Origin of the sequence: Pseudomonas guineae, from assembly GCF_900113745.1 — a bacterium.
Classification (GTDB): Bacteria; Pseudomonadota; Gammaproteobacteria; order Pseudomonadales; family Pseudomonadaceae; genus Aquipseudomonas; species Aquipseudomonas guineae.
The window spans coordinates 364,991-378,484 of the sequence record NZ_FOQL01000004.1 but is presented as its reverse complement, the minus strand read 5'-3'; the positions used below and the strand labels follow the sequence as shown (position 1 = coordinate 378,484).

The following is a 13,494-nucleotide window of genomic DNA, read 5'->3' as shown; positions in this document are numbered from 1 at the left end:
GTACTTACAGCTTGCTGCTGAAGTCACGCAGCTCGTCCTGAGCCTTTTCCTTGGTCCAACCGTAACGTTCCTGCAGCTTGCCGGCTAGGTACTCGCTATGGCCTTCGGCAACATCCAGATCATCATCGGTCAGATTGCCCCAACGCTCCTTAATGCGGCCATTGAGTTGCTTCCACTTGCCTTTGATTACGTCAGCGTTCATAGCTCAATCCTCGAGAGTCATAATGGCGGGCCAGCGGTACCAGCCCGTTCAGGTTGATTGGTTTAATCCGCGGTTTTCAGCGCTTCAGCGGCAACAGCAGTTACGCCTTTGATTTCTTTAGCCTTAGCTACGGCCAGATCACGCTCGGCCTCGCTGGCGACAACGCCTGACAAAGTTACTACGCCTTTGTTGGTTTCAACGCTGATGTCGATACCACTCAACTCAGTGTCCGCCAGAAAGGTCGACTTCACTTTACTGGTGATCCAAGTATCGGTAACGGCATCTTCAGTGGCGTTCATGGTCTCACTCGCTGCCAGCATGGTCGGCTGTACCGCAGTGCGGGTGTCAGCAAGAACCGGCCCGGCCAATAACAGGCTCAGGGCAGTGGCGGTCAGAGTGGCGCTGGCGACGTGCTTGATTAGCTGTTTCATGGATAGTGCTCCTGCATGAGTAAAAAGACCTGCAACCCTCATTGGTTGCGGTTACATAAGTACTGTTGCAGGCGGCGTGCCAGTTTTTAAAACATTACTTTAACTATATATATCAATAGCTTACAGATATATAAAACGTCCCCTCGTCGTGCATTTTGCATGCCCAGCCGTATTACTCCATGCACTGTGCACGACCTGCCCTGAGGTTTTTCATGGGCCAAAAAAAGGACCCCGAAGGGTCCTTTTTTAAACAGCGCGCGAGCGATTAAGCCTCCGACGCCTTGGCAGCAGCAACGTCCTTGATGGACAGCTTGATGCGGCCTCGGTTGTCGACGTCCAGTACCAGCACTTCAACTTCCTGACCTTCTTTAAGAATGTCGGTCACCTTCTCTACACGCGCATCGCTGAGCATGGAGATGTGCACCAGACCGTCTTTGCCCGGCAGGATGTTAACGAAGGCACCGAAGTCGACGATGCGCTCAACCTTACCGATGTAGATCTTGCCGATTTCAGCTTCTGCGGTAATACCCAGAACGCGCTGACGTGCAGCTTCTGCAGCTTCCTTGGTTTCGCCGAAGATCTTGATGGTGCCGTCGTCTTCGATGTCGATCGAGGCTTTGGTCTCTTCGCAGATAGCACGGATGGTCGCGCCACCTTTGCCGATCACGTCGCGGATCTTGTCTTGATCAATCTTCATCGCGATCATCGTCGGCGCATTAGCCGACAGCTCAGTGCGCGACTGGGCAATGACCTGGTTCATCTGGCCGAGGATATTCAGGCGCGCTTCCAGGGCTTGGCCCAGAGCGATTTCCATGATTTCTTCGGTGATGCCCTGGATCTTGATGTCCATCTGCAGTGCGGTGACGCCGTTGGCGGTACCGGCTACTTTGAAGTCCATGTCGCCGAGGTGATCTTCGTCACCTAGGATGTCGGTGAGGATGGCGAACTTCTCGCCTTCCTTAACGAGACCCATGGCGATACCAGCAACCGGCGCCTTCATCGGCACACCGGCGTCCATCAGGGCCAGAGAGGCACCGCAGACCGAAGCCATGGAGCTGGAACCGTTGGACTCGGTGATTTCCGACACCACGCGAATGGTGTATGGGAACACGTCAGCGGCTGGCAGCATAGCGGCGATGGAGCGACGCGCCAGACGGCCGTGACCAATTTCGCGGCGGCCAGTGGCGCCCATACGACCACACTCTCCCACCGAGTACGGCGGGAAGTTGTAGTGCAGCATGAACGGGTCTTTACGCTCGCCTTCAAGGGTGTCGAGCAGCTGGGCGTCGCGGGCGGTACCGAGGGTGGCAACCACCAGGGCCTGGGTTTCGCCACGGGTGAACAGCGCAGAACCGTGGGTCTTGGCCAGTACACCGACTTCGATGTTCAGGCCACGAACAGTGCGGGTGTCACGGCCATCGATACGCGGCTTGCCGTTAACGATGTTCTCGCGAACGGTGCGGTATTCGATTTCGCCGAAGATTTCTTTGACTTCGCCAGCGCTTGGCTGACCTTCTTCGCCAGAGAACTTGGCAACGATTTCACTGCGCAGCTCACCCAGACGGGCATAACGCTCGTGCTTAACGGTGATGGTGTAGGCCTGGGAGATGGCATCACCGAACTCACCGCGAATAGCGTTGAGCAATGCGGTGTTCTCAGCCTTTGGCTGCCAGTCCCAAGTCGGCTTGGCGGCTTCGGCAGCCAGCTCAGCAATGGCGTCGATGACCACCTGGAATTCGTCGTGGGCGAACAGTACAGCGCCCAGCATCTGGTCTTCAGTCAGCTCTTTGGCTTCGGATTCAACCATCAGCACGGCGTCTTTAGTACCGGCCACAACCATGTCCAGGCTAGAGGCCTTGAGCTGCTCGTAGTTGGGGTTGAGCAGGTAGCCAGTTTCCGGGTGGAAAGCGACACGCGCAGCGCCTATTGGGCCGTTGAACGGGATGCCGGAAATAGCCAGCGCAGCCGAGGTACCGATCATCGCCGCGATGTCCGGATCGGTCTTCTTGCTGGTAGAGATCACGGTGCAGACAACCTGCACTTCGTTCTGGAAACCTTCTGGGAACAACGGGCGGATCGGACGATCGATCAGGCGCGAGGTCAGGGTTTCTTTTTCGCTTGGGCGTGCTTCACGCTTGAAAAAACCGCCCGGAATTTTACCGGCTGCGTAAGTTTTTTCTACGTAGTGCACGGACAGCGGGAAAAAGCCTTTGCTCGGGTCAGCAGTTTTGGCGCCGGTGACAGCAACCAGTACTGCTACGTCGTCATCAACGGTGACCAGCACAGCGCCGGAAGCTTGACGGGCGATACGGCCAGTCTCGAGGGTTACGGTCGATTGACCGAACTGGAATTTCTTGATTACCGGGTTCACGGTGTTTTCCTTCTCTTTATTGCACTTGGGGAAAGCGGTTCTTACCACCGCGTTTTCTTCTTAATGAAGAGCACACGGGTATTGCAGAATGAGTGGGCGGTGACGGGAATCGGACCCGCTAGCGTCCAAAAACAACTAAAGCACAAAAGCAAAAGCTGGAAGCAGGGGTAAACCCCACTTCCAGCTTCGGCGGTCAGCTACGCATAAGCATTGCTTAGCGACGCAGACCCAGGCGACCGATCAAAGCGGTGTAACGAGAAACTTCCTTACCTTTGAGGTAATCCAGCAGCTTACGACGCTGGTTTACCATGCGGATCAGGCCACGACGCGAGTGGTGGTCTTTACCGTTGGCTTTGAAGTGACCCTGCAGCTTGTTGATGTTGGCGGTCAGCAGTGCAACTTGCACTTCCGGGCTACCAGTATCGCCTTCAGCTTGCTTGTAGTCGGCAACGATTTGAGCTTTTTCTTCAACGCTGAGTGCCATGTGGGCAATCCTCTCAGTTAGGCAACTGTCGAAACAGCTGCAATAGGCCAGGAATTACTTCCTGTGTTTTAAAGTGAGGCATGACCGCGCCTATTAACAGCCACCCTCAAAGCACGCAGACCAGAGCCGAAACCCTTATTTGCGCTACGGTCATGCTGACCGAATCAAACGACACAGGCTTGTGGCCTGTGTCTGCAACCAAGGCTACGCCTTGGTTGCAATCAATCGACGCGGCGCAATGCGCCCGTCTTCGCTCACTTCACCGATACCGATAAAGCGACCATTGTGATCTTGCACCCGCACCATGCCGAACTTTGGCGCTTCTGGGGCTCGTACCGGCTGCCCTTGCAGCCAATAGAACGAACTGTGCTCGGAGAACTGCAACAGCGGCCAATGTTGCAAACCGCTGTCAGCCGGCAGCAAAAACTGATCAACCGCCTCGTTACCGCCTTCAGCATGCACCCGCTCTAACTCTTCGAGCGTTACGGTGCGGCTCAAGTCAAAGGGACCGGCCTTGGTTCTGCGCAATTCTGCAACGTGTGCACCGCATCCCAGCAGGTGACCGATGTCTTCGACCAGTGTGCGGATATAGGTGCCTTTGCTGCAATCGACCGCGAGTCGCGCTTGCTCCGCCTCGCAGCCCAGCAATTCTAGGCGCGCAATAGTAACAGAACGCGGCTCGCGCTCCACTACTTCACCCGCACGGGCCAGCTTGTAAAGTGGTTGGCCATCGCGCTTGAGCGCCGAGTACATCGGCGGTATCTGACTGATTTGACCGCGAAACCCTGGCAGTACCGCTTCAATATCGTCGCGACCAACGGTCACTGGACGACGCTCCACGACCTCACCCTCGGCATCTGCCGTGGTGGTGGTTACACCCAATTGCATCAGGGTTTCGTAGCCTTTGTCGGCATCCAACAGGTACTGGGAGAACTTGGTCGCCTCACCAAAGCACAGCGGCAATACGCCAGTGGCCAAGGGATCGAGGCTACCGGTGTGCCCGGCCTTCTCGGCATTGAGCAGCCAACGCACTTTCTGCAAAGCGGCGTTGGAGCTAAAGCCCTTGGGCTTATCCAGCAGGATGATGCCATCGACTGCACGACGAATACGTTTCACCTGGGCCACGCGCTTACTCCTTGGCCTCGGTCGAGTCGTCATCGTGCTGACGGTCTTGACTGACCGCACGCTCGATCAGTGCGGACAACTGCGCACCGCGAATCACGCTCTCGTCATAATGAAAGCGCAGGTTCGGCACGCTGCGCAGCTTCATCGCACGGCCCAACTGCATGCGCAGGAAACCGCTGGCATCGTTGAGCACCTTAATACTCTGCACAACCGGATCGACACCCTCTTCAGGCTCACCGCCCATGATGGTGACGAACACCTTGGCATGGCTGGAGTCACGGCTGACTTCCACCGCGGTGATAGTCACAAGACCACCAAGACGTGGGTCTTTGACTTCCATACGGATCAACTGCGCCAGCTCGCGTTGTATTTGGTCGCCGATGCGCTGGGCCCGGCTAAATTCTTTGGCCATTTCTACTACCTTCACTCGTCACGCTGCCCGAAAAGCAGCGGACCTAAAAGCGGCAAACGCCCGGCCGCGAATAAACGGGACCGGGCGCTGCGTGTTGCGACTCGTGCTTACAGGCTACGGGCCACTTGGACTTTCTCGAACACTTCGATCTTGTCGCCGACTTTGACGTCGTTATAGCTCTTCACGCCGATACCGCACTCCATGCCGTTACGCACTTCAGCAGCATCGTCCTTGAAGCGACGCAGGGATTCCAGCTCGCCTTCGAAGATCACCACGTCGTCGCGCAGTACGCGGATCGGACGGTTACGATGAACCGTACCCTCGACCACCATACAACCGGCAATCGCACCGAACTTCGGCGAACGGAAGACGTCACGCACTTCAGCAATACCGAGGATATTCTCGCGAACATCGCTGCCGAGCATGCCGGTCAGGGCCTTCTTAACGTCCTCAATAATGTCGTAGATCACGTTGTAGTAACGCATATCCAGACCTTCCTGCTCGACGATCTTGCGCGCGCCGGCATCGGCACGCACGTTAAAGCCGAACAGAACAGCGTTGGAGGCAAGCGCCAGGTTGGCATCGGATTCGGTGATACCACCGACGCCGCCACCGACCACACGCACTTGCACTTCATCGTTACCCAGACCGCCAAGCGAGCCTTGCAGCGCTTCCAACGAACCACGGACATCAGATTTGAGGACGATATTCAGCGTCTTCTTCTCTTCCTGCCCCATGTTCTCGAAGATATTTTCCAGCTTGCCGGCGTGAGCACGGGCCAGTTTCACTTCGCGGAACTTGCCTTGACGGAACAAAGCAACTTCACGGGCTTTCTTCTCGTCAGCCAGCACGCTCATGTCGTCGCCAGCTTCCGGCGTACCGTCCAGGCCGAGAATCTCGACAGGGATTGACGGGCCGGCTTCTTTAATAGCCTTGCCGTTTTCATCGAGCATGGCGCGGATACGGCCGTAGTTGGAACCGATCAACACCATGTCGCCTTGACGCAGCGTGCCGTCCTGAACCAGTACGGTCGCAACAGGGCCACGGCCCTTATCGAGACGCGATTCAACCACCACACCACGACCTGGGGCCGACGGCGTCGCTTTCAGCTCAAGCACTTCGGCTTGCAGCAGTACGGCTTCAAGCAGGTCATCTACACCGGTACCGGCTTTAGCCGAGACGGAAACGAACGGTGTATCACCGCCCCACTCTTCCGAGGTCACGCCGTGAACCGACAACTCGCTACGGATGCGATCAAGATCGGCGCCCGGCTTGTCAATCTTGTTCACTGCAACCACCAGAGGTACACCAGCAGCCTTAGCGTGCTGAACGGCCTCAATGGTCTGCGGCATCACGCCGTCATCGGCTGCAACCACCAGAATCACGATGTCTGTCGCCTTGGCACCACGGGCACGCATTGCGGTAAATGCAGCGTGACCTGGGGTGTCGAGGAAGGTAACCATGCCGCGTTCAGTTTCAACGTGGTAAGCACCGATATGCTGGGTAATACCACCGGCTTCGCCAGCAGCAACCTTGGCACGACGAATGTAGTCGAGAAGCGAAGTCTTACCGTGGTCAACGTGGCCCATTACGGTCACAACTGGCGCACGAGAGAACGATTCACCCTCAAACTTCAAGGACTCAGCCAGGGAATCTTCCAGGGCGTTGTCACTTACCAGCTTGACCTTGTGGCCCAGCTCCTCAGCGATCAACTGGGCAGTTTCCTGATCCAGTACCTGGTTGATAGTCACCGGGGTGCCCATCTTGAACATAAACTTGATGACTTCAGCGGCTTTAACCGACATCTGCTGAGCCAAATCGCCCACAGTGATGGTCTCGCCAATGGCTACGTCACGTATAACCGGGCCTGTAGGGCTCTGGAAACCATGTGCGTTGCGCTTCTTCAACTTGCCTTTGCCACGACCGCCGCGACGGAAGCTGTCGCTTTCTTCGTCGGTGGTACGCGGAGCAACACGCGGAGCCGGGGCTTTTTCCTTAGCAGTCGGACGATGCTGGGTGGTCTTACGATCACCACCGCGACGATCTGCATCATCATTACGCGGCTTGTCTGGGCGGCGTGGCTCTTCTTTCTTGCGCTCGTCTGCAGCAGGGGCAGCAGCCACCGGCAGCTCGACCGCTACAGCTGGAGCGGTTGCTACCGCATCACCAGCAGCAGCTGGGCGCTTCGCCTCTTCTGCGGCGCGACGCTTAGCTTCTTCCTCAGCCTTTACACGCGCGGCTTCAGCCACTGCGCGCTGCTCAGCCAGCTCACGCTGCTTTTCAGCTTCGATTTCTTCAGCACTGCGCTTGACGAAGGTCTTCTTCTTGCGCACTTCAACGCTGATGGTCTTGCTATTGCCAGCCCGCAGGGTGCTGGTGGTTTTGCGCTGCAAAGTAATCTTGCGTGGCTCTTCTGTTTTGCTGTCGCCGTGACTGCTCTTGAGGTGGGCCAACAGGGCCTGCTTCTCACTGTCAGTGACCGCTTGCTCAGCGCTCATGTGCGGCAAACCTGCCTCGCGCATTTGCTGCAGCAGGCGTTCAACCGGCGTATTGACCACTTGGGCCAGTTCTTTAACCGTGACTTGCGTCATGTATTTCTCTCCTCAGGCCGCTACTGCTTACTCGAACCAATGGGCTCGGGCGGCCATGATCAACTTGCCGGCTCGCTCAGCGTCGATACCGTCGATGTCGAGCAGGTCATCAATAGACTGCTCGGCCAGGTCTTCGCGGTTAATAACGCCGCGCACTGCCAGTTCATGCGCAAGCGCCTTATCCATCCCCTCTAGCGAGAGCAAGTCTTCGGCTGGGTGGGCATCTGCCAGCTTTTCCTCGTTGGCGATGGCTTTAGTCAGCAAGCGATCTTTGGCACGGGCGCGGAGCTCGCTGACGATATCCTCGTCAAAGCCATCAATGCTGAGCATTTCTTCCATCGGTACGTAGGCAATTTCTTCAAGGCTGGTGAAGCCCTCTTCGACCAACACCTGGGCCAGCTCTTCGTCGACTTCCAACTCATCAATAAAGCGCTGCAGGATATCGCCTGTTTCCGCTTGCTGCTTGGCCTGGATGTCCGCTTCGGTCATCACGTTTAAGGTCCAGCCAGTCAATTGACTGGCTAAACGAACGTTCTGACCGCCACGGCCAATGGCCTGAGCAAGGTTATCTGCGCCAACGGCGATGTCCATAGCATGGGCATCTTCGTCAACAATAATAGCGGCCACTTCAGCCGGCGACATGGCGTTGATCACGAACTGCGCTGGGTTGTCGTCCCACAGCACGATATCGACACGCTCACCCGCCAACTCACCGGAGACTGCCTGCACGCGCGAACCGCGCATGCCGATACAGGCACCTTGTGGGTCAATGCGTTTGTCTTTGGAACGCACAGCCAATTTAGCGCGCGAACCTGGATCACGGGCAGCACCCATAACCTCGATCAGCTCTTCAGCAATTTCCGGTACTTCAATGCGGAACAGCTCGATCAGCATTTCCGGCGCGGTACGCGACAAGATCAGCTGCGGACCGCGATTTTCGGTACGAATTTCTTTTAGCAGGGCGCGCAAACGCACGCCAACGCGGAAAGTTTCGCGCGAAATAATATCTTCTCGGGCCAACATAGCTTCAGCGTTATTACCCAAATCAACAATTACGCTGTCACGTGTCACTTTCTTCACGGTGCCGGAGATGATTTCGCCCAGACGCTCGCGATAAGCCTCGACCACCTGAGCACGCTCAGCTTCGCGGACTTTCTGCACAATCACTTGCTTGGCGGTTTGCGCGGCAATACGACCGAACTCAATGGACTCGATCTTCTCCTCCAGCACATCGCCCACTTTCGCGTCAGCTTCAACAGCGCGCGGCATATCCGTGGTGACCTGGTGTGCAGGATCATCAAAGTCAGCTTCTTCCACCACTGTCCAGCAGCGGAATGTTTCGTAGAGGCCGGTTTGACGATTGATCGCCACACGCAGCTCAACTTCATCCTCAAAACGCTTCTTGGTAGCTGTGGCCAAAGCCAGCTCCAGCGCTTCAAAAATTACGCTAGCCGGTACGCCCTTTTCGTTGGAAACCGACTCAACAACCAGCAGTACTTCTTTGCTCATCGTACGCCTCGCCTTTCGCAATCCATTGGATCCTGCGCAATCGCGCAGCTCTCGCGGGATCCGCGTCTCAGTCAAACCTGGGGATAATGTTGGCCTTGTCGATCATATCGATCGGCAACAGGAATTCATGGTCATCCACCTGCACTACCACGTCCTGCTCTTCCACACCGCGCAGAAGGCCCTGGAAGTTGCGCCGCCCTTCAAAAGGCGAGCGCAGCTTGATCTTTACTTGCTCGCCGGCATGGCTGGCGAACTGTTCAATGGTGAACAACGGCCGGTCCATACCTGGCGAGGACACCTCAAGGGTGTACTCAGCGCTGATGGGGTCCTCAACATCGAGCACGCCACTGATCTGCCGACTAACAATTTCACAGTCTTCGATCAGTACGCCATCAGGCAGCTTATCTATATAAATTCGCAGCAGAGAATGCCGGCCCTGCGAAAGGAACTCGACACCCCAACATTGGTAGCCAAGGGCCTCGACTACCGGGGCCACCAAGCCTTGCAACTCTTCTAGCTTGCTCGACACCTGAACCCCTCGCGCATGCTGTAAAAATAAAAAATGGGCGAATCGCCCATCATCAAGCCGCCCTCTAAAGGCCGGTAAAGCTGTCGCCCAGCTAGCAAAAAGCCCCTTAAAAGGGGCTCCTCTGCAACTCAATGCGGTGGCCGGCTTAACCCAGCCATCATCGGATTCAACACCCGAGGAGAGACCTTACTGCTCAATCCCACATCAAAGCTGGGGCCGGATTATACGACCTAACCCCACCAAGGGTCAATCGACACTCCAGCAACAAAAAGGCCCGCATCGAGCGGGCCTTTTTGAAAATTGGTACCGAGAAGGGGACTCGAACCCCTACAGCCTATGGCCACTACCACCTCAAGGTAGCGTGTCTACCAATTCCACCACCTCGGCAAAATCACGCACTGCTTACTGCTTACTGCTTATTACTGCTGTTCAGGAGCCTGAGGTACGTCCGCCACTTCAGTAGCCGGCTTAGCTGCATCAAGAACAGGTACATCTTCAACAGCTGGGGCAGCCTGCTGTACTTCCAACACGGCCGGATCAGGCAAACCAACCTGAGCCATGCCATCAGCTTTGTCTTTAGCAAAGAACGCTAAGCCCAAGCTAGTCATGAAAAAAGCGGTGGCAAGTATAGCAGTAACACGACTCAGAAAGGTAGTGGTTCCTTGACTACCGAATACAGTAGAAGAGGCACCCGCACCAAAAGAGGCGCCCGCGTCCGCACCTTTACCCTGCTGAAGTAAAACCAGCGCAACAACACCGATAGCACCCAGCAGATGAAGAACAACGATAACTGTTTCCAGCATTTTCTCAGCTTCCTGCGGCGCGACAAATCGCACCGAACTCATCCGCATTCAGAGAGGCTCCACCGACAAGCCCCCCATCGATATCCGGCATACCGAATAACTCGGCTGCACTGGCGGCCTTGACGCTGCCACCGTAAATAATTCTTACCTTGCCAGCCAACTCAGGACTTTTCGCCGCCAGCTGCCCACGAATCGCGGCATGTACTTCTTGAGCCTGCTCAGGCGATGCAGTCAGGCCAGTACCGATAGCCCAAACAGGCTCATAAGCAATGACTGCGGCCGCGAAGACCTCAACACCAAGAGCATCAGCCACCACAGATAACTGCGCAGCAACCACCTCAAGCGTCTGCCCCGCTTCACGCTGAGCCAGCGTCTCGCCTACACACAACACCGGAAGCAAGCCTGAGAATTGCGCCGCAGCAAATTTACGCGTCACAACCTCATCACCCTCACCCAGCAACGACCTACGCTCAGAGTGCCCGACTAACACCAGCGAGCAGCGAGCATCATGCAACTGACTGGTCGCCACCTCACCAGTTAGAGCGCCTTGCTGTGCTTCAGTTGCGCAATCTTGCGCACCCACTGCAATAGCGAGCCCCGCCAAGCCATCAACTACCTGACTGATATGCAAACATGACGGGAAAACTGCTACATCCACACCAGCAGGCATCACCTGCTCACTGAGACCGTTGATCAGCTCTGCAACGCTGGCGCGGGTACCGTGCATTTTCCAGTTACCAGCAACCATTGGGCGACGCATGCTTTACCTCGTCGGTCAAAGAGGGCGCAGATGTTACCCAACAGCTACCCAACTGGCAAGCCGTATCAAGCACATACGCGAGCAACAACTTTAGCCAATTCATCGGCATAGGCGCGCACCGAGGTTTCATCATCGCCTTCAACCATCACTCGCACCAATGGCTCGGTGCCAGATTTACGCAGCAGCACCCGGCCACGACCGCCCATTTGCTCGGTCACGCGCGCGCTGGCATCCTGCACGGCAGGATGCTCGAGCGGATCAACCCCACCAGCGAAGCGCACGTTTACCAATACCTGCGGGCACTTGCGCATACCTAGCCGAGCCTCCCCCAACGTCTGCTCGCGGCGCTTGAGCGCCATCAACACCTGCAGCGCGGCAATGATCGCATCGCCCGTTGTGGTGTGCTGGAAGCACACCAAGTGCCCGGAGTTCTCCCCACCCAACTGCCAGTTACGCGATAGTAATTCAGCAATTACATAGCGATCACCGACCTTGGCACGCACAAAGGGAATATCTAAATCCGCCAGGGCAAGCTCCAACCCTAGATTACTCATCAGCGTACCGACCACGCCACCCTGCAGCTTGCCGCGCTCCAGCAGATCACGGGCAATGATAAACAGCAACTCATCGCCATCCACCACCACACCGGCATGATCGATCATCAAGACGCGATCCGCATCACCGTCAAAGGCGATACCAAGATCGGCGTGCTGCGCCAGCACTTCAGCTTGCAGTGCCTCGACATGGGTGGAACCGCAGGCATCATTGATATTCAGACCATTTGGTTGCGCTGACAGCACGGTCACCTGCGCACCCAATTCGCGGAACACACTGGGTGCAACTTTGTAAGCTGCGCCATGAGCGCAATCCACTACTATTTTCAGACCTGCAAAGCTCGTACTAGTCGGCACACTGCTCTTACAGAACTCGATATAACGCCCAGCCGCATCATTTATTCGCGAAACCTTACCCAGCTGCTCCGATTCCACCACCGTCATCGGCGTATCGAGCAACTCTTCAATCATCAGTTCAATCTCATCCGGCAGCTTGGTGCCCTGCCCGGAGAAGAACTTGATGCCGTTATCGTAATGCGGGTTATGCGAGGCACTGATGACAATCCCCGCCTCGGCTTGAAAGGTACGCGTCAAGTAGGCGATCGCCGGTGTCGGCATCGGCCCCAACAACATTACATCCGCACCCGCCGCGGACAAACCCGCCTCAAGCGCAGACTCGAACATGTAGCCGGAAATGCGCGTGTCCTTACCGATCAAAATTCGGCACTTACCCTGTTTGCGAAACGCCATTCCGGCCGCCCAACCGAGCTTGAGCATGAATTCTGGAGTAATAGGAAAGTCACCGACACGCCCACGAATACCGTCAGTACCAAAATACTTTCTACCCATCCCAGCACTCCTTTAAATTTATTCGGCCGCTTCAACCGCGGCGATCATCCGCATCACATCAACCGTTTGCGCCACGTCATGCACCCTCAAGATCAGCGCGCCCCTGCTCAATGCCAGCGCAGCCAAAGCCAAGCTGCCGTATAGCCGCCCCCCTACTTCATGCCCCAGCACCTTACCGATCATGCTTTTGCGCGAAACGCCAACCAGCAAGGGCCGACCCAAGGCATGCAAGGCTTGCAGGTGCTTGAACAGAGACAAATTGTGCTCCAGGGTTTTCGCAAAACCAAACCCCGGATCAAGGATGACCCGCTCAGCAGCAATACCCGCTGCTGTACAGGCAGCCAGCCGCTCAAGCAAAAAATCACGAACTTCCGCGACCACATCCGGATAATCGGGGTTCTGCTGCATAGTGGCTGGTTCACCGCGCATGTGCATCAGGCACACCGGCAAGCCGCTGTCTGCAGCCGCATCCAGAGCACCATCACGCTGTAGCGAACGCACATCATTGATCAAGCCGGCTCCAAGCCGCGCGGTTTCGCGAATAACCGAAGGGGTTGAGGTATCCACCGAGATGATCACATCTAGCTCACGAGCGATGGCTTCGACGACAGGAGCAACACGCTCTAACTCCTCTACTGAAGAAACAGCGCGAGCTCCAGGACGCGTCGACTCCCCGCCGACATCAATCAGCGTTGCACCCGCCTGTAGCATTGCCTCAGCATGACGCAAGGCCGCATCACGCTGACCATAACGGCCGCCGTCGGAGAAGGAGTCAGGGGTGACATTGAGAATACCCATCACGTGTGGATGGCTTAAATCAAGAAACCGGCTGCCACAAGGCAGCCGGCTAATGGGAGACGCAACAGACATGGAG

Annotated in this window: 13 protein-coding genes and 1 tRNA gene; all 14 read right to left on the bottom strand. The window is 56.4% G+C overall.

What is annotated here, in order from left to right; genetic code table 11:
• Positions 1 to 4: 4 nt before the first annotated feature.
• Positions 5 to 202: a CsbD family protein gene (locus BMZ32_RS16040; protein ID WP_090243775.1), complete on the bottom strand. Its 198-nt coding sequence runs from the start codon at positions 200 to 202 to the stop codon at positions 5 to 7.
• 62 nt (positions 203 to 264) lie between these two features.
• Complete coding sequence (locus tag BMZ32_RS16035; RefSeq protein WP_090243773.1) at positions 265 to 633, bottom strand: BON domain-containing protein; 369 nt, start codon at positions 631 to 633, stop codon at positions 265 to 267.
• A 265-nt stretch (positions 634 to 898) separates the two neighbouring features.
• Entirely contained in the window at positions 899 to 3,004 is a 2,106-nt protein-coding gene (gene pnp / locus BMZ32_RS16030; protein ID WP_090243771.1) for a polyribonucleotide nucleotidyltransferase, read from the bottom strand.
• A gap of 214 nt (positions 3,005 to 3,218) precedes the next feature.
• A complete protein-coding gene (rpsO, locus tag BMZ32_RS16025; RefSeq protein ID WP_090243769.1) occupies positions 3,219 to 3,488 on the bottom strand; it encodes a 30S ribosomal protein S15 in 270 nt (89 codons plus the stop codon).
• Between the two features lie 204 nt (positions 3,489 to 3,692).
• Positions 3,693 to 4,613 (bottom strand): tRNA pseudouridine(55) synthase TruB, encoded by a 921-nt coding sequence (gene truB / locus BMZ32_RS16020; RefSeq protein ID WP_090243767.1) that lies wholly within the window; start codon positions 4,611 to 4,613, stop codon positions 3,693 to 3,695.
• A 4-nt stretch (positions 4,614 to 4,617) separates the two neighbouring features.
• Complete coding sequence (gene rbfA, locus BMZ32_RS16015; protein ID WP_090243765.1) at positions 4,618 to 5,025, bottom strand: 30S ribosome-binding factor RbfA; 408 nt, start codon at positions 5,023 to 5,025, stop codon at positions 4,618 to 4,620.
• Between the two features lie 107 nt (positions 5,026 to 5,132).
• Complete coding sequence (gene infB, locus BMZ32_RS16010; protein ID WP_090243763.1) at positions 5,133 to 7,616, bottom strand: translation initiation factor IF-2; 2,484 nt, start codon at positions 7,614 to 7,616, stop codon at positions 5,133 to 5,135.
• Positions 7,617 to 7,643: 27 nt separating this feature from the next.
• The gene (gene nusA / locus BMZ32_RS16005; RefSeq protein WP_090243761.1) at positions 7,644 to 9,125 is read right to left on the bottom strand and encodes a transcription termination factor NusA; all 1,482 of its coding nucleotides are present in this window, start codon (positions 9,123 to 9,125) and stop codon (positions 7,644 to 7,646) included.
• A 67-nt stretch (positions 9,126 to 9,192) separates the two neighbouring features.
• Positions 9,193 to 9,654: a ribosome maturation factor RimP gene (rimP, locus tag BMZ32_RS16000; RefSeq protein ID WP_090243759.1), complete on the bottom strand. Its 462-nt coding sequence runs from the start codon at positions 9,652 to 9,654 to the stop codon at positions 9,193 to 9,195.
• Between the two features lie 301 nt (positions 9,655 to 9,955).
• Positions 9,956 to 10,041: transfer RNA gene (locus BMZ32_RS15995), tRNA-Leu, on the bottom strand.
• 32 nt (positions 10,042 to 10,073) lie between these two features.
• Entirely contained in the window at positions 10,074 to 10,457 is a 384-nt protein-coding gene (gene secG, locus BMZ32_RS15990; protein ID WP_090243757.1) for a preprotein translocase subunit SecG, read from the bottom strand.
• A 4-nt stretch (positions 10,458 to 10,461) separates the two neighbouring features.
• Positions 10,462 to 11,217, bottom strand: a complete 756-nt coding sequence (gene tpiA / locus BMZ32_RS15985; RefSeq protein ID WP_090243755.1) for a triose-phosphate isomerase — start codon at positions 11,215 to 11,217, stop codon at positions 10,462 to 10,464.
• A 65-nt stretch (positions 11,218 to 11,282) separates the two neighbouring features.
• A complete protein-coding gene (glmM, locus tag BMZ32_RS15980) occupies positions 11,283 to 12,620 on the bottom strand; it encodes a phosphoglucosamine mutase (RefSeq protein ID WP_090243753.1) in 1,338 nt (445 codons plus the stop codon).
• An 18-nt stretch (positions 12,621 to 12,638) separates the two neighbouring features.
• Positions 12,639 to 13,490, bottom strand: coding sequence for a dihydropteroate synthase (folP, locus tag BMZ32_RS15975; protein ID WP_090243751.1), 852 nt, complete (start codon positions 13,488 to 13,490; stop codon positions 12,639 to 12,641).
• Between the last annotated feature and the right edge of the window lie 4 nt (positions 13,491 to 13,494).